Genomic DNA, 16,925 nt, shown 5'->3' with positions numbered 1-16,925 from the left:
CTTCGCCGAGCGAAACCCTACACTAGGGCATGTCTCGCACCACTTTGCCCATCGATGCGATCCTGCCGGATCTGCTGGCGATCCTCGCTTCCGACACGCGCGTCGTGCTCGAGGCGCCGCCCGGCGCCGGCAAGACCACGCGCGTGCCGCTGGCACTGCTCGATGTGCAATGGCTCGGCGGACGCAAGATCCTGATGCTGGAACCGCGCCGCATCGCCGCTCGCGCGGCGGCCGAGTTCATGGCCGCGCAACGCGGCGAGCGCGTCGGCGAGACGGTCGGCTACCGCATCCGCTTCGAGTCGAAAGTGTCAGCGGCGACGCGCATCGAAGTGGTCACCGAGGGCATCCTGACCCGGATGATCCAGGACGATCCGGAACTCACCGGCGTCGGCGCGATCCTGTTCGACGAATTTCACGAGCGCCACCTGCACGGCGACCTCGGCGCCGCGCTGGCGCTCGACGTGCAGGCGAACCTGCGCCCGGACCTGCGCCTCGTGATCATGTCCGCGACGCTCGATGGCGAACGCATCGCGCGTTGGTTCGAAGCACCGCAGCTGGTCAGCGCCGGGCGCAGTTTCCCGGTGCGCATCGCGCATCCTTCCGCGCGCGCCGGCGAGGCCTGGCCCGAGCGCGGTTGGCCATTCCACCTGCGCCGCGCGATCGAACTCGCGCTCGCCGAGAACGACGGCGACGTGCTGGTGTTTCTGCCCGGGAAACGCGAGATCGAGCGCGCACGCGCTGCACTTTCATCCCTCTCCCCCGACGCCGTCGGGGGAGAGGGTAGGGTGAAGGGGCGAGCGTTCGGCGGGAATCCTGCGTCGCAACCTGCCGCAGCCCCGCCCCCTCATCCCAGCCCTCTCCCCCAAGCTGCGCTTGGGGGAGAGGGAGTAAACATCGTGCCGCTGCACGGCGAACTGTCGCTCGCCGACCAGCACGCCGCGCTCGCACCCGCCGCACCGGGCACGCGCCGCGTCGTACTCGCAACGAATGTCGCCGAATCGAGCCTGACCCTGCCCGGCGTGCGCGCGGTCGTCGATCTCGGTCTCGCGCGCGAGCCGCGTTTCGATCCGAACTCCGGCTTCACGCGGCTGGACACCGTGAACATCGCGCTGGCCTCCGCGGACCAGCGCGCCGGCCGCGCCGGCCGCCTCGGTCCGGGCGCGTGCTACCGGCTGTGGCCGCAGAGCCGGCGTCTGGAGGCCGAGCGCACGCCCGAGATCGCACAGGTGGAGTTGTCCCAACTCGCGCTGGAACTCGCGGCTTGGGGTTCGGATGCGCTGCGCTGGCTCGACGCGCCGCCCTCCGGCGCGTTCGCGCAGGCGCGCGATCTGCTGCGCCGGCTCGGCGCGCTCGATGCCGACGGCCGTATCTCCCCGCTGGGACGCCGCATGCTAGCGCTCGGCGCGCATCCGCGCCTCGCCGCGGCAGTGCTGCGTGCGCCCGCCGGCCAGCAAGCACTCGCCTGCGAACTCGCCGCATTGATCGAAGCGCGCAATCCGTTGCGCGGCGAGGCCGGCCGCAATGACGATTTCCGCACGCGCGCCAACGCACTTCACGCATGGCGTTCACGCGAACGCAGTGCCGTGCGCGACCTCGGTGCGGATGTCGGTGCGCTGGCCGCGATCGCGCAGGCGGCCGACGCCTGGCGACGGCGCAGCGGCTCCGATGGAGATCGTAGGAGCGGCTTCAGCCGCGATGCTTCTTCTTCGCAGCCGGTCAGAAGCGGGAGCATCGCGGCTGAAGCCGCTCCTACAACGCGTTCGATGTTGGCGGTCGGCGATGTACTGATCCACGCATTTCCCGATCGCATCGCGAAGCAGGATCCGAACAATCCGCGCCGCTATCAGCTCTCGAATGGCCGCGGCGCGCGCCTGCTCGATGAGAGTGCACTGATCGGCGAGCCGTGGCTCGTTGTCGTCGACCTGCGCTACGACGAGCGCGACAGCCTGATCCTCGCCGCCGCGCCGTTCGACGCCGATCTGCTCGAACGCGATTTCCCGCAACGTTTCGCGCGAGAACGCGTGGTGCGCTGGAATCGCGACACGCGAGCGGTCGATGCGTTCGAGGAACGTCGCTTCGATGCGATCGTGCTGGAACGCCGCGCGGTGCCGGCGCGTCCGGAAGACGCGGTGCCGGCGCTGCTTGCTGCGGTGCGCGATCTCGGCCTCGACGCCTTGCCGTGGAGCGATCATGCGCGCGAGCTGCGCATGCGCGTCGAGGCGCTGCGCGGCTGGTGTCCCGAACTCGGCCTGCCGGATTTCTCCGACGCGGCGCTGCTGGCTTCGCTGGAGGATTGGCTCGCGCCGTATCTCGCGAACAAGCGCCGCCTCGACGCGTTGCAGCCGGCGGAATTGTCCGACGCGCTCGCGGCGCGGCTCGACTTCGCACTGCGCCGCGCGCTCGACGAACAGGCGCCGATCGCGATCAAGGTGCCGAGCGGCCTCGACCGGCGCATTGCTTACGCGCCGGACGCACCGCCGGTGCTTGCGGTCAAGCTGCAGGAATTGTTCGGGCTCGCCGACACGCCGCGCATCGCGAACGGCCGCGTGCCGCTGACCCTGCACCTGCTCTCGCCGGGCGGACGCCCGATCCAGGTCACCCAGGACCTGAAGAGTTTCTGGGAGCGCACCTATCCCGAGGTAAGGAAGGAACTCAAGGGGCGCTACCCGAAGCATCCCTGGCCCGATGACCCGTGGACCGCAACGCCGACGCATCGCGCCAAGCCGCGGCGCTGACGAAGCTGGAGGGGATGCAGGCAACATCGACTCGGCATCGTGCCTCGTCGTGTTGCTCCGGCCCTGCGCATTCCATGCTCAGGGCGCTCGTCGTCGCGCGCGCGTCCCGAAGGACGCGCGCAAACGCGCCGCCTCGCCCCTGGCCCGACGACCCGTGGACCGCAACCCCGACGCATCGCGCCAAGCCGCGGCGCTGACGGGCTCGCCGCTTCAGCGTCCGTTGTCGATCGGGCATCAGACTGTCCGGCGATCCCTGCGGGGTTGGACCCGCGGGATCCGGTGTGCGCGGACCGTGCCGGTTGCCGGGCGCGTACACGAGGCAATGCGGTCGCGACTGATCCGGACAGGCGCATGTTCGATTGGCTTGCAACGGTGTGGACGGCGGCGGCGCGTTTCATCGCCGTTTACGGCGTGACGCCGGTGCTGGCGTTCGTGCATCTCGACCGCGCAGGCGACGATGCGCTCGAGATCGCTCAATATCTGCTGATCTGTGTCGTGCAGATCGCGGTCATCGCGCTGGTGTTCCGGCCGCTGGAGAGTCTGGTGCCGGTCGAGCGTTGGGCCGACCGGCGACTGACGCGGATCGATCGCGCCTACACGTTCCTCAAGCTGTTCGGCCTGATCCCGCTGTTCGCCTATGTGTTCCTGCCGCTGCTCGGCACGGCGGTCGGGATGCTGACCGGCACACCGCGCATGGAAGGCGGCGTGTCACCGCTGCAGCTTGATGTGCGGGTGCCGTGGTTCCGCTCGCATCCGGTCGCGCTCTTCGTCGCGTACTTCACGATCTCCGACTTCGTCTATTACCTGGTCCATCGCCTGCAGCACGCGCTGCCATGGTGGTGGGCGCTGCACAGCCTGCACCACAGCCAGCGCCAGCTCAGCTGCTGGTCGAACGACCGCGATTCCATACCGGACGATTTCCTCGAGGCGACGATCATCGCCGGCGTCGCGCAACTGATCGGTGTCGCACCGGTGCAGTACGCGCTGCTGATCCTGCTCGGCGAACTGCTGCAGAATTTTTCGCACGCGAATGTGCGCCTGCGCTTCGGCCGCGTGATCGACAAGCTGCTCGTCGATCCGCCTTATCATCGGCTGCACCACATGGTCGGTGATCCGGCGCGACCGGGCCTGCAGAACTGCAACTTCTCGTTCGTGTTTCCGGTGTGGGACATCGTGTTCGGCACGGCGTTGTACGGTGAGCCGGCGCGGCCGTGCGGAGTCGCGGATGCGGGCATCGATGCGGACAACGAGCTCGGCCTCGTCGCGCAACAGGGCGCCGCGCTGCGCCGTTTCCTGAACGCGATCGGGATGCGTGCATCGCGCGATGTCGCAGCGCCACCTGTCACTCGTCATTCCGGCGAAGGCCGGAATCCAGTTTTCAACGAGTTGCCATAGAGCTGGATCCCGGCTTTCGCCGGGATGACGGCTTGTTCTGAGGTTATTTAGCCGTTTGTGGTGATGCTTCGGCAGGCTCAGCACCGGGTACGCCTGCGGCGTATCGAACCATGAACGGCGGCGGCGACCGCGGCTGCCGCAGCCCTTGCAGGCGGACAACGGAACCATGCACGCTCGCCTGTGGTCGCAACCCGATCGCATCACCCCCTGGAGAACCCACCGTGCGAAGCCGGACATGAGCAATCCCCAACGCGTGCTGCCCTGGATGCTCGCTTTCCTGATCGCGGTCGGCGCGCTCGGCCTGCTGCTTGCGCCGCGCCTCGTGGCGATCTTCTCGGCGAATCCATTCTTCAACGGCGTGATCCTCGCGGTGCTCGCGGCCGGGATCGTCGTGAACCTGCGTCAGGTGTTCGTGCTGTCGCGCGAGGTGGCCTGGATCGACGCGTTCCGACGCTCGAATCCGGAACAGAAGCCGCCCGGCAAGACGCGCCTGCTCGCGCCGATGGCGCGCATGCTCGACGGCCGCGAACGCGGTCGCGCCGCGCTGTCGGCGCCGTCGATGCGCACGATCCTCGACAGCGTGCAACTGCGCCTCGAGGAATCGCGCGACCTCTCGCGCTACCTGATCGGCCTCGCGATCTTCCTCGGCCTGCTCGGCACGTTCTGGGGCCTGCTGGTCACGATCCGCTCGGTGTCCGACATCATCGGCACGCTGAATGTCGGCAACGACGCAGTGACGATGTTCGGCACGCTCAAGGAGAACCTGAAGGAACCGCTCGGCGGCATGTCGACGAGTTTCTCGACCTCGCTGTTCGGCCTCGCGAGCTCCCTGGTGATCGGCTTCCTCGACCTGCAGGCCGGGCACGCGCAGAACCGCTTCCACAACGAACTCGAGGAATGGCTGTCCGGAATGACGCGGCTGTCGTCCGGTTCCGCGCTCGAAGGCGATGCTTCGGTGCCGGCCTACGTGCAGGCATTGCTCGAGCAGACCGCGGACGGACTCGACCGCATGCAGCGCGCGATCGTCGAGAACGAGCGCGAACGGCATGGCACCCATCAGCAGCTTGGCGAACTCGGCGCGCAGCTCAGCCGCCTCGCCGACCTGCTCGGCCGTGACGTGCGCGAGCGCCAGGCCGCGGCCGAGGTGCAGGACGAGCTCAAGAGCGTGCTGCGCCAGCTCGCGAACCAAGGTCAGCCGGCCACGCAGCTGTCCGAGGACCTGCGTGGCGAACTGCGCCTGCTCTCGCGCACGATCGCCGCGGCCATGGACGGCCAGCGTCCGCGCGCGGCATCCGCGCCGATGATCGCCGAGCGCGAGCCGCGCCGATGAGCATGTCGCTGCGCCGCCGGCGCACGTTCGATATCTGGCCGGGCTTCGTCGACGCGTTGACCTCGTTGATCATGGTCATGATCTTCGTGCTGCTGATCTTCGCGATCGGCCAGTTCGTGCTGTCTGACACGCTGGCCGGCAAGAACCGCGCGCTGGATGCGTTGAACTCGAGGGTCGCCGAGCTCGCGAAGACGCTGTCGCTGGCCGAGGACAGCAAGCGCGCGCTCGATGCGAAAGTCGCGGAGCTGTCCGCATCGCTCGGCCAGGCCAGCGGCGAACGCGACGTGCTCAAGACGCGGCTCGACGCGGCCAGCAGCGAAGCGGCAAAGCTGAATGCGGACATCGCGGCGCTGACCACGCTCAAGCAGCAGCTGGAAGCGCAGGTCGCGAGTCTCGCGGCCGAACTCGACGGCTCGAAGCAGAACCTGGTCAAGCAGACCGAACTGACCTCGGCCGCATCCGCGCAGGTGGAGTTGCTGAACCGTCAGCTTGCCGCACTGAATGATCAGCTCGGCAAGATCCAGGCAGCGCTCGACATCGCGAACAAGGACGTGAAAGCGAAGGACGCGAAGATCGCGGACCTCGGCAAGCAGCTCAACATCGCGCTCGCGAACCGGGTCGGCGAGCTGGAGCGCTACCGCTCGGAATTCTTCGGCAAGCTGCGTGCCGCACTGGGCGACCGCAGCGACGTGCGCGTGGTCGGCGACCGCTTCGTGGTGCCGACCGACATCCTGTTCGACTCCGGCTCGGCCGAACTCGGGCCGGATGCACAGACACGTCTGACGACGTTGGCGGAAACGGTCAAGGAGGTCTCCGCCGAAATCCCGTCGAGCATCGATTGGGTGTTGCGCATCGACGGCCATACCGACCGGCGGCCGATCCACACGCCTCAATTCCCGTCGAACTGGGAGCTTTCGACCGCGCGCGCGGTCGCGATCGTGAAATACCTCGTCGTGCAGGGCATCCCGGCGAACCGGCTGTCAGCGAACGGCTTTGGTTCGTTTCAGCCCCTCGACAGTGCGGATACACCGGATGCGTATGCGAAGAACCGGCGCATCGAGATCCAGCTGACAAACCGGTGAGGTAGAGAAGGGTTCGCGGCTTGGGCGCTGAGGCGATTCCGGTTCCGCAAGACGCAGGCCGGGACCCCGGTCCTTTGTCCTGTTCGTGAGCAGACGCTGAGCCCCGGCCTGCGCCGGGGCGACGAGTCTCCGGGCCATTCCCGAATCTCGAATCCCTATCCCGGCTTCCTCTGGCTGACGATCACGCTGCCGAGAATCAGCGTGCCGGCGACCAGCATCGTCAGGGTCGGCGTCTCGCCGAGCAGCAGCCAGCCCCAGGCCACGCCGAACAGCGGCACGAGGTAGGTACAGGTCGTCGCGCGCGCGGCGCCGACGCGCTGGATCAGGCGGAAGAAGAACGCGTACGCGATGCCGGTGCAGAGCACGCCGAGCGCGATTGCGCTGAGCCAGGAGGCTCGCGGTACCGGCGCGACCGGCCAGGTCGCGACGGCGAACGGCGCCAACATCAGCGCGGCGCAGCTCAAGGTGCCGGCGACCGCGGCGAGCGGCGGCACATCGGCGAACCAGCGTTTGGTGAAGTTAGCGGCAAAGCCATAGCACAACGACGCGGCGGTGCCGGCCAATGCGGCCGCGGCAATGTTGTCGCCTTCCGTCCGACCGCTCATCAGCACGACCACGCCGACGAAACCGGCCAGCATCGCGAGCGCGCGTCGCGTGCCGATGCGCTCGCGGTAGAGCGCGAACGCGACCAGCGCGGCGAACAGCACGGTCAGGCTGTTGGCGATCGCGCCGATACCGGCCGGTGCGCGCTCGGCGCCCCAGGCAAACAGCGAGAACGGGATCGCCGAGTTCAGCGCGCCGACGATCGCGAATCGCGTCCAGTGCGCGCGCGTCAGGCGTTCGCGCACGCGCCACAGGAACGGCAGCAGGATCAGCGCGCCGAGCACGATCCGCACCTCGACCAGCGCGAACGGTCCGAAGTCAGCCGCGGCGACGCGCATGAACAAAAACGATCCGCCCCAGATCGCGCCGAGCATGAGCAGTTCGAGCGGCGTCCACCAGTCGCGCGTCGCCACGGTTGTCGCAAGCGAATCCTGTTGCAGCTGGGTCACGGTGTTCCTCCGGTATGTCCTTCCGGCTGACCGGGGGACTTGCGTGCCGCGAAGCGGTTGGTCGCGGCGAGATGGCGACGATTGTCGGTGTTTCCAACCCTGCGTCGCTTCGTCCGGCGACGAAATATCCGCGGCGGCGGCACGCCAGTCCCGGTCAGCGCAGCATCCGGATCGGTCACCCGATTGCAGCTCGCCGAGATCGGCGCGTGGCTTCAGACGCGCCCAGCGCGCAGGTGGAAGTCCCAGTGCACCTCGCGCGGCCGGTGCGGATCACCCCAGGCCTGGCGCAGATCCGCCTCGACCAGCGTGACCGGATCCACGCCTTGCGCCTTCAGGTAACGCTGCGTCGCCGACCACGAGCGCAGGTAGGCGAGGAACTGGTCGATAGTCCAGGCGACGCTCATCACGAACGCGGGCGTCGTGATCGCATCGAACGGAAAAGGCAGGGTGCGATAGCCGGCGTCGACATGCACACGCTCGGGAGGCCAGTACGGTCCGGTGAGATCGACATAGAGACGATCGTTGACGACGTCGACGGCCGCGTCGACGCGGCACTTCGAATAGCTCCATGCCGCGAACACACCACGCGGCTTCAGCACGCGGCGCACTTCCGCGTAGAAGCGCGCATGATCGAACCAGTGCAGGGCCTGGGCGACCGTGACGAGATCCGTGCTCGCATCGGGCAATGAGCACTGTTCGGCCGGCTCGACGCGATAGTCGATGTTCGGCCGCGCCTCCGCGTTCGCGATCTGCGGCGCGCTCGGATCGCTCGCGTGCACGCGAGCGAAACGCGACGCCAGCGCGACGCTGGCCTGGCCGTTGCCACAGCCGGCGTCCCAGGCCAGTCCGCGCGCCGGCGCTTGTGCCGCGAGCCAGTCGAACAGCGCATCGGGGTAGGTCGGCCGCGCCTCGTGGTAGGCGCCGGCATGGCCGGAGAAATGATCCTTGAAGGTCATCGCGAGCTCCGTGGCAGGGTTTCGATGCGGCGGCTCGCGCCGGGCGCCAGATCGCCCAGCGCGTGCTCGCCGACATGGGTGCGAATCAGGCGCAGCGTAGGCAGCCCGACCGCGGCGGTCATGCGCCGCACCTGGCGGTTGCGACCCTCGCGGATCGTCAGCCGGATCCAGCGGTCCGGCACGCTCTTGCGGAAGCGCACGGGCGGGTCACGTGGCCACAGCCAGTCCGGCGCGGCGTCGAGCGCTTCGGCTTCGGCCGGCAACGTCGGGCCGTCGTTGAGCAAGACGCCGCGACGCAGCGCATCGAGCGCCGCTGCGGTCGGCTCGCCTTCGACCTGCGCGAGATAGGTCTTCGTCTGCTTGTGGCGCGGATCGGTCAGCCGGTGCGCGAGCGCGCCGTCGTCGGTCAGCAGAAGCAGGCCTTCCGAATCGAAATCGAGCCGCCCAGCCGGATAGACGTTCACTTCGCGAATGAATTCGGCCAGCGTGCGCCGCGGCGGCACGCTGCGGTCGGTGAACTGGCAAAGCACGCCGAATGGCTTGTTGAACAGGATCAGCATGGGCCTGAACGGAACACGGCCGCTTGCGCGGCCGCCTGGATTCATTCCGCAACCGTTCGCCCGACGTATCGAAGGGCGAACGGTGTCGCGATGCTTCAGTGCTTGTCGGCGTCGCCGGCAGCCGCCTTGTCGGCGTCCTGCTGGAAGATCTGATCGGCCTTCGGCTTCTCGAACTTCAGCGTCATGCGGTCGGACTCACCGATCGCGAGGTACTTGTCCTTGTCCTTGTCGCCGAGCTGCAGCGTCGGCGGCAGTGTCCACACGCCCTTCTCGTAGTCCTTGGTGTCCTTCGGGTTCGCGTTGATCTCGCTCTGCGCAACCAGTTTGAAGCCGGCGTCGGTGGCGAGCTTGATCACGTAGTCCTGCGGCAGGTAGCCCGAGTTCTTGATCTTCTCGAGATCGGCGCCGGCCGCGGCGCGATGATCGACCACGCCGAGCGTGCCACCCGGCTTCAGCACGTCGAAGAACGCCTTGAACATCAGCGGTGCGGTGTCGGCCATGACCCAGTTGTGCACGTTGCGGAACGTGACCACGGTGTCGGCCGAGTCCGGCGCACCGAGTGCCGGTGCCTTCGGATCGAATTCGACGGTCTTCGTCTCGGCGTAGTGGGCAGCATCGCCCTCGAACTTCTTCTGCAGCGCACTCTTGTCCTGCGCCGCTTCGCCTTCCGGCTTGTTTGGCTTGGTGACCGCAGCGATGTAAGTGCCGCTGCCCTTCAGCAGCGGCGCGAGGACCTCGGCATACCAGCCGCCGCCGGGCGTGATCTCGATCAGCGTATCGCCGAGCTTGACGCCGAAGAACTCGAGCGTCTGCTTCGGGTGGCGATACGGATCGCGCGCCTTGTTCGCGGGCGAACGCCAATCGCCGGCGAGCACCTGGTCGAGCTTCGCGGCGAACAGGTCGTTCGCGCTCTGCGGCGGCGGTGGCGTGGCGGGCTGGTCGGCAGGCGCCGGCGCGCTCGGCGTGGCCGCGGTCGGCGATGGGGATTCGGGTGAACCACAGGCAGCGAGCGCCAGCGCGAGTGGCAGCAGACAGGCGAGTTTCTTCATGACGTTTGTCCTCGATCAGTACGTGCAGCGCGGGTCGCGAGCCTAGCACAGCGCCGCGCGGCCGGCGTTCCCGATCCACCGCGATGCGCGCTCATTCGGGCAGTCGCGACGACGCCGGATACGGCGGCACGTCGCCGTAGTCGCCCGCGGCGAAGCGATCGCGCAAAGTCTGCCACCAGGTCGCGTCGAAGAGTTCCGGATGCACCTGCAGCAACGCGTCGCGCAGGGTATCCGGCAGGCCGAGGAATCGCGCGAACTGTTCCGGAAATACATCGTTCTCGCGCAGGCTGAGCCAGTCTTCCAGCGGACGCGTTTCATCACCTTCACGCGCCAGCGGCAGCTCGCGGAAGCGGCACTGCTCGACCAGGCAGAGCTCGTCGTAGTCGTAGAAGATCGCGCGGCCGATGCGCGAGACGCCGAAGTTCTTCAGCAGCAGGTCGCCCGGGAAGATGTTGCTGCGTGCGAGATCCTTGACCGCCTGGCCGTAGTCGAGCACTGCGCGTCGCGCGTCGTCCGGCGCTGCTTCGCGCGCGTACAGGTTCAGCGGGCGCAACCGGCGTTCGACGTAGCAATGCTTGACGACGAGCTCGTCGCCTTCGACCGCGACGCTTTCGGCGCAGTCGCCGGTCAGCTCGGCGAGCGTGTCTGCATCGATCTGGCGCAGCGGAAAGCGCAGATGGTGGAACTCCTGCGCATCGACGAGCCGACCGACGCGGTCGTAGCGCGACACCAGCCGATACTTCGCGATGACCTGGCGCCGCGTGACGTCCTTCGGATACGCGAAGTGATCACGCAGCACCTTGATCACGACGGCATAGTCGCGTGGCGTGAACACCGCCATGACCATGCCGCGCTCGCCATCGGCGCGTACGAGGCGCTCGTCCGGATGCGCGGCGAGATGCCGGAACAGGTGCCGGTAGCGTTCGGTCTTGCCCTGCTTGATGCGGCCGAGCACGGTGTAGATCTCGCCGACCGGCTTGTGCGGCATCAGCGTCTCGAGAAACATCACGGTGTCGCCGACCGTCGGCAGGTCGGCGTGGAACGCGTTGCGTGCGTAGCCGAACAGCAGCGAGACCTGATTGAGGTTGGTCAGCACCGCATCCGCACGCACGCCGTTCGGCGCGCTGACCAACGCGATCACCAGCGGTGTGGCGCCGTCACCGATGACGATGCGTCCGACCAGGTAGGCGCGGCGCTCGCGATAGAACACCGTTTGCAGCAGTTCGATTGCACGCGGCGCCACGCCGTCCTCGAGCGTGCGCTCGGCGATCTCGCGCGCGATCGCGTGCGCGCAGCTTGCGCGGTCGATGTAGCCGGTCGCGAAGGGATGGTCGGCGAGCATCCGCTCGCAGGTTGCGGCGAGTTCACCGTCGACGGCGTAGCAGTCCAGCGCGGCCGGTTCGGCGATGCCCGCGGTCGGTTCGAGATCGAGCGCGACGAATTCAATCCCGGCATCGACGCCGGATGTCCTGAAGAAGCGCCGCGACAACGTGTTGAAGAACGTCTTGGTCAGTTCCCTGTCGAGCAGCGGTTCGATCAGCGCGGCGTATTCATGCCGCATCGCTGCCCACAGCGGCCGCGAACGCACGCGGTCGTCGAGCAGCAGTTCGAGTCGGGCCAGCGTCTCGCGGATGCAGACGTCGTACAGGTCGATGCGTGCAACCGCATCGAGTTGTGCCTGGCGCCAGTCGCGCCGCTCGAAGTGCCGCTTCGCGCGGCGCGTGATGTCGGCGAAGCGCCCGTTGTAGTCGAGGAACGCGTCGAGGATCAGCGCGGCCGCGCGTGCATGCATCGGGAGCGACGCTGGCGAGGCGGATGCGGGCTGCACCATCACCGCAGTGTAGCGCGACCGTTGCGCGCAAAAGGAAGGGGCGCCATGGCGCCCCTTCGCAAGACCTGCCAATCAGTGCGAGTTACATCGCCGCAATCAGCGCGTCGCCGAACTCGGAGCACTTGACCTCTGTGGCCCCTTCCATCAGGCGCGCGAAGTCGTAGGTCACGCGCTTGGCGCCGATCGCCTTGTCCATCGCGGTGATGATCGCGTCGGCGGCCTCGGTCCAGCCCATGTAACGCAGCATCATCTCGCCGGAGAGGATCACCGAGCCCGGGTTGACCTTGTCCAGGCCCGCGTACTTCGGCGCGGTGCCGTGGGTCGCTTCGAACACCGCGTGGCCGGTCACGTAGTTGATGTTGCCGCCGGGCGCGATGCCGATGCCGCCAACCTGCGCGGCGAGCGCGTCGGAGAGATAGTCGCCGTTGAGGTTCAGCGTCGCGACGACGTCGTATTCGGCCGGGCGCAGCAGGATCTGCTGCAGGAACGCATCGGCGATCGCGTCCTTGACCGTGATCGTCTTGCCGGTCTTCGGATTCTTGAACGTCATCCACGGACCGCCGTCGAGCTCGACCGCGCCGAATTCCTTCTGCGCGAGCGCGTAGCCCCAGTCGCGGAACGCGCCCTCGGTGAACTTCATGATGTTGCCCTTGTGCACCAGGGTCACCGAGGAACGGTCGTTGTCGACTGCGTACTTCAGCGCCGCGCGCACCAGGCGTTCGGTGCCGTCCTTCGAGACCGGCTTGATGCCGAAGCCGGAGGTGTCCGGGAAGCGCACCTTCTTGTAGCGGTCCGGGAAGTGCTCCTTCAGCAACGCGGCGAACTTCCTCGCGTCGTCCGTGCCTTCCTGGAATTCGATGCCGGCGTAGATGTCCTCGGTGTTCTCGCGGAAGATCGTCATGTCGACCTTCGACGGGTCGCGCACCGGCGAGGGCACGCCCTTGAACCAGCGCACCGGGCGCAGGCAGGTGTAGAGGTCGAGCATCTGGCGCAGCGCGACGTTCAGCGAGCGGATGCCGCCGCCGACCGGGGTGGTCAGCGGACCCTTGATCGAGACCAGGTATTCGCGGCAGGCCGCGACGGTCGCGTCGGGCAGCCAATTGCCGGTCTGGTTGAACGCCTTCTCGCCGGCGAGGACTTCCATCCAGTGGATCCGGCGCGTGCCGCCGTAGGCCTTGGCGACCGCGGCGTCGAGCACGCGCACCGAGGCGCGCCAGATGTCCGGACCGGTGCCGTCGCCCTCGATGAACGGGACGATCGGCTGGTCGGGTACGTTGAGGACGCCGTTGGCGATGCTGATCTTGGCGCCGCCGGCGGGCGGCGTGGGGGCGGATTCCGTCATTGAATTCTCCGGGAGGGTACGGCGCCGCGCGGATCGGATCGGCGCGCGGCGGGAAGCAACTGCCCATTGTCGCGCGTTCGCGCCGATCAATGAAGCGACGCCCGTGTTTCGATGCCGTCGCCACCGCCGGGGCGAGACCGCCATTCGCTGCGCCGCACGATTCCTCGCGGCGGTCTGCGTGCTAAGTTCGCGCTGCTTGCAGCATCCTCTTGGGGGGATTCGTATGCGCATCGGTATCGTGGTGGACTCGGCCTGCGACCTCCCCGCCGAGTACCTGCGCCAGCACCGGATCACGGTGCTGCCGATCAGCGTGCGCATAGGTGACGAGACCCTGGTCGACGACCGTGATCCGGAAGTGGCGCGGCGTTTCCTCGACGAGAACCTCGGTGCACGCGGACACGCGGCCGAGACCGAGCCCTACAGCGTCGAGCAGGTCCGCGACCTGTTCCTCGGTCGGCTCGTCATCGACTACGACTGCGTGTTCTGCCTGACCATCACCGCGACGCGCAGTCCGATCCATGCGAATGCGAGCCAGGCGAGTTTCGCGATCCTCAAGGACTACCGGCCGATCCGCCGCGATGCGAACGTGCCCGGCCCGTTCCTGATGCGCGTGATCGACACCGAGAATCTGTTCGCGGCGCAGGGCGTGACTGCGGTCGAGGCGGTGCGCCTGCGCGACGCCGGCCAGAACCCGGGCCAGATCCGCGAGCGCCTGGAACTGCTCGCGCACAACACCTACGGTTACATGCTCCCACGTGATCTGTATTACCTGCGGGCGAGAGCGCAGAAGAAGGGCGACCGCAGCGTCGGCTGGTTCAGCGCCGCGCTCGGCACCGCGCTCGACATCAAGCCGTTGCTGCGCGGCTACCGCGGCGAAACCGCACCGGTCGCCAAGGTGCGCGGCTTCGAACACGGCGCGGAAATCCTGTTCGGCTATGCGGTCAAGCGCGTGCGCGCGGGGCTGCTGACGCCGACAGTGTGCGTCAGCTATGGCGGCGACTTGGCCGAACTCGAGACGCTGCCGGGCTACACCGACCTGAAGGCGACCTGCGCCGAGCACGCGATCGAGCTGTTCGAAAGCCCGATGAGCATGACCGGCATGATCAACGTCGGCACCGGCGCGGTCACACTCGGCTTCGCCGCCGAGGAACACGCGGCGGCGTTTTGACGGCTCAGTCTTCGCCCGCGGGACGCGCCGGCGCGGCGTTGCGGAATGCATGCGCGAACACATTGAGCTCGTCGCGATTGAGGTTCGATACCGCCGCATAGTGCATGCCGGCGTCGGTCCAGCGCAGCATGAAGTAGCCGTCGCGGACATCCTCGATGAGGCCGGAGTTGGTCGATGGCGCAGCCGGCCATTCGAACAGGCTGACCACATGCAGGCGCCGCCGGTAAACCAGCGCGGCGACGCGCGCGCCGTCGAACACGTCGAGGCGGCCGCCGACCAGCTCGAACTGCTGCGCGCCCAGATCCCTGACCTCGGGCGAGAAGTCGAGCTTGCCGTCGAACCACGGTTTGACCGTGTGCTGGTCCGTGCTGCGCACATCGATCAGGTGATCGGCGATCAGCGAGCGGACATGGCTGGACACCGCATCGGCCACCAGCCGGTCGGCGCGCAAGACCTGCATCCTGGACGCGAGCAGGCCGGCGACCCCGATCGCAATGACCAGCATTGCAGCGAGCGCGGCGCTGGTCGCGGCCCAGTTCCAGGCGATCCGGCGCGCGCGTTGCTGCGCTTCACGCGGCAACTGCGCCGCAAGGCGCGTGCGCAGTGCGGCCGGTGCCGCGTGATAGGGCAGCGTGCTCTTCAGCGCCTGCTTGAGCGCGGCATGGCGCTGCAGGTCCTGATCGCACGCCGTGCAGCCGTCCAGATGGCGCGCCATCTCGAGGCTGCGCGCCGGATCGAGTTCGTCGTCGAGCCAGGCATGGACGAGACCCTGCGCCTCTTTACAGAGCATGGTTGCGCGCCTCCTTCGTGGTGTCGGTCAAGTCGCGGTGCAGGCGGTCGCGCGCGCGCGCGAGGCGCGACATGACGGTGCCGATATTGACTTTGGTGATCGCCGCGATCTCCTTGTAGGAGCATTCCTCCAGTTCGCGCAGGATCAGGACCTCGCGGAATTCCGGCGGCAATCGCTGCATCGCGGCCAGCAGGCATTCGGCATCCGCCGCCCGCGCGACAACCGCCTCGGGCAGCGCAGCGTCGTCGATGCCGCCGTGCACGGACTCGTCGAATTCGTCGGTGAGTCCATGCGCCGATGCGCTGGCGCGTTGCGTGTAGAAGGTGTTGCGCACGATCGCCAGCAACCAGACCTTCGCATCGCTGCCGCGGAATCCGTCGAAGAACTTGAACGCGCGCAGCACAGCCTCCTGCACGACGTCCTCGGCTTCGTGCGCGTCGTGGGCCAACCAGCGCGCGAGGTTGTACGCGGCATCGAGATGCCGCATCACCTCGTCATTGAAGCGGGTCGTCTTGTCCATTCGTGACGCGTCCGGAGTACCGCGCTTCCGCGGCGCGCCGTCATGTAGACCGGCGCGGCGGCCAGTTTATTCCCGTGACGGGAGGGGCAGGAATATTTGCGCCGCTGCGCCGGTAGTGCACGAGGAACGGCGTCCTGCCGAGCAACGATGAGGATCACACCATGAACGACGACAGCCACCACGACCACGCCATCGATCGCCGCCATTTCCTTGAGTGCATGGCCTGGGCCGGCACCGGCGCGTTCTGGATGATGCGCAGCGGCATTCCCGCGGCGCACGCGCTGGATGTGCTCGGGCCGGAATCGAAGGCTACCGCGCGCGATGCCAGCTTCAGTTTCGTGCAGATCAGCGACTCGCATATCGGCTTCAACAAGGCGCCGAATGCCGATGTCGTCGGTTCGCTCAGGCAATCCATTGCCCACATCAACGCATTGCCCGAGCGCCCGGATTTCATCATTCACACCGGCGATCTCAGCCATCTGTCGAGGCCCGAGGAGTTCGACACCGTCGCGTAGGTGCTGCAGGAAGCGCGCACCGGCCATGTGCTGTACATCCCCGGCGAGCACGACGTGATCGGCGACAATGGCAAGGAATTCTTCCGGCGGTTCGGCGCCGGCACGCCCGGCGGCTGGTACAGCTTCGACCATCACGGCACGCATTTCGTCGCACTGATCAATGTGCTGAATCTAAAGGCCGGCGGTCTCGGCTTTCTCGGCGCCGACCAGCTTGCGTGGCTGAAGCAGGATCTCGCCGCGCGTTCGGCCAGCACGCCGATCGTGGTGTTCGCACACATGCCGTTGTGGGCGCTGTATCCGGCCTGGGGCTGGGGCACCGACGACGCGGCGGAGGCTCTGTCCTACCTGCAGCGCTTCGGTTCGGTGACCGTGCTGAACGGTCATATCCACCAGCTCCAGCAGACCGTCGAGGGCCATGTACGGTTCTACACCGCGCGTTCGACCGCGTATCCGCAACCGGCGCCCGGGGTCGGTCCGGCGCCGGGGGCGCTGAAGGACCTGGCGCCCGGGCAACTAGGCCACGCCATCGGCTTGCGCAACGTGCGTCACGTCAAGGGCGTACCGACTCCCGCAATCACCGATATCGCGCTGGTCGCGTGA

Annotated in this window: 13 protein-coding genes and 1 pseudogene; 6 read left to right on the top strand and 8 right to left on the bottom strand. The window is 67.6% G+C overall.

From position 1 onward, the window contains the following. The first annotated feature begins 29 nt into the window (after positions 1–29). From hrpB to ABD002_RS07235, 4 genes are all read left to right on the top strand, one after another. The gene (hrpB, locus tag ABD002_RS07250; protein ID WP_343788742.1) at positions 30–2,735 is read left to right on the top strand and encodes an ATP-dependent helicase HrpB; all 2,706 of its coding nucleotides are present in this window, start codon (positions 30–32) and stop codon (positions 2,733–2,735) included. Between the two features lie 351 nt (positions 2,736–3,086). After that, positions 3,087–4,130 (top strand): sterol desaturase family protein, encoded by a 1,044-nt coding sequence (locus tag ABD002_RS07245; protein WP_343788739.1) that lies wholly within the window; start codon positions 3,087–3,089, stop codon positions 4,128–4,130. Positions 4,131–4,365: 235 nt separating this feature from the next. Further along, positions 4,366–5,460, top strand: coding sequence for a flagellar motor protein MotA (locus ABD002_RS07240; RefSeq protein ID WP_343788736.1), 1,095 nt, complete (start codon positions 4,366–4,368; stop codon positions 5,458–5,460). After that, positions 5,457–6,542, top strand: a complete 1,086-nt coding sequence (locus ABD002_RS07235) for a peptidoglycan -binding protein (protein WP_343788733.1) — start codon at positions 5,457–5,459, stop codon at positions 6,540–6,542. The genes ABD002_RS07240 and ABD002_RS07235 overlap by 4 nt, the downstream gene beginning before the upstream one ends. A 155-nt stretch (positions 6,543–6,697) precedes the next feature. Here ABD002_RS07235 and ABD002_RS07230 read toward each other — a convergent pair whose 3' ends face one another. From ABD002_RS07230 to icd, 6 genes are all read right to left on the bottom strand, one after another. Continuing rightward, complete coding sequence (locus tag ABD002_RS07230) at positions 6,698–7,519, bottom strand: DMT family transporter (protein ID WP_343789402.1); 822 nt, start codon at positions 7,517–7,519, stop codon at positions 6,698–6,700. A gap of 287 nt (positions 7,520–7,806) precedes the next feature. Beyond that, positions 7,807–8,550 carry a class I SAM-dependent methyltransferase gene (locus ABD002_RS07225; protein WP_343788730.1) on the bottom strand — a complete coding sequence of 248 codons (744 nt, stop codon included), beginning with the start codon at positions 8,548–8,550 and terminating at the stop codon, positions 7,807–7,809. Next, positions 8,547–9,110 (bottom strand): pseudouridine synthase, encoded by a 564-nt coding sequence (locus ABD002_RS07220; protein WP_343788728.1) that lies wholly within the window; start codon positions 9,108–9,110, stop codon positions 8,547–8,549. The genes ABD002_RS07225 and ABD002_RS07220 overlap by 4 nt, the downstream gene beginning before the upstream one ends. A gap of 95 nt (positions 9,111–9,205) precedes the next feature. Further along, positions 9,206–10,159: a class I SAM-dependent methyltransferase gene (locus tag ABD002_RS07215; protein ID WP_343788725.1), complete on the bottom strand. Its 954-nt coding sequence runs from the start codon at positions 10,157–10,159 to the stop codon at positions 9,206–9,208. Between the two features lie 91 nt (positions 10,160–10,250). After that, positions 10,251–11,951, bottom strand: coding sequence for a bifunctional isocitrate dehydrogenase kinase/phosphatase (aceK, locus tag ABD002_RS07210; protein ID WP_343788722.1), 1,701 nt, complete (start codon positions 11,949–11,951; stop codon positions 10,251–10,253). A 121-nt stretch (positions 11,952–12,072) separates the two neighbouring features. Next, positions 12,073–13,332, bottom strand: a complete 1,260-nt coding sequence (gene icd / locus ABD002_RS07205) for an NADP-dependent isocitrate dehydrogenase (RefSeq protein ID WP_343788719.1) — start codon at positions 13,330–13,332, stop codon at positions 12,073–12,075. 223 nt (positions 13,333–13,555) lie between these two features. Here icd and ABD002_RS07200 point away from each other — a divergent pair, with 223 nt between their 5' ends. Next, complete coding sequence (locus tag ABD002_RS07200; protein WP_343788716.1) at positions 13,556–14,500, top strand: DegV family protein; 945 nt, start codon at positions 13,556–13,558, stop codon at positions 14,498–14,500. A gap of 4 nt (positions 14,501–14,504) precedes the next feature. Here ABD002_RS07200 and ABD002_RS07195 read toward each other — a convergent pair whose 3' ends face one another. Further along, entirely contained in the window at positions 14,505–15,290 is a 786-nt protein-coding gene (locus ABD002_RS07195; protein WP_343788713.1) for an anti-sigma factor family protein, read from the bottom strand. Further along, positions 15,280–15,810 carry a sigma-70 family RNA polymerase sigma factor gene (locus tag ABD002_RS07190; RefSeq protein WP_343788710.1) on the bottom strand — a complete coding sequence of 177 codons (531 nt, stop codon included), beginning with the start codon at positions 15,808–15,810 and terminating at the stop codon, positions 15,280–15,282. The genes ABD002_RS07195 and ABD002_RS07190 overlap by 11 nt, the downstream gene beginning before the upstream one ends. Positions 15,811–15,971: 161 nt before the next feature. Here ABD002_RS07190 and ABD002_RS07185 point away from each other — a divergent pair. After that, positions 15,972–16,925: pseudogene (locus tag ABD002_RS07185) on the top strand (metallophosphoesterase family protein).

Source organism: Dokdonella soli (assembly GCF_039523175.1).
GTDB classification, from domain to species: Bacteria; Pseudomonadota; Gammaproteobacteria; order Xanthomonadales; family Rhodanobacteraceae; genus Dokdonella_A; species Dokdonella_A soli.
Note: the sequence above shows the minus strand (reverse complement) of the source record. Positions and strands in the feature narration are given on the sequence as shown.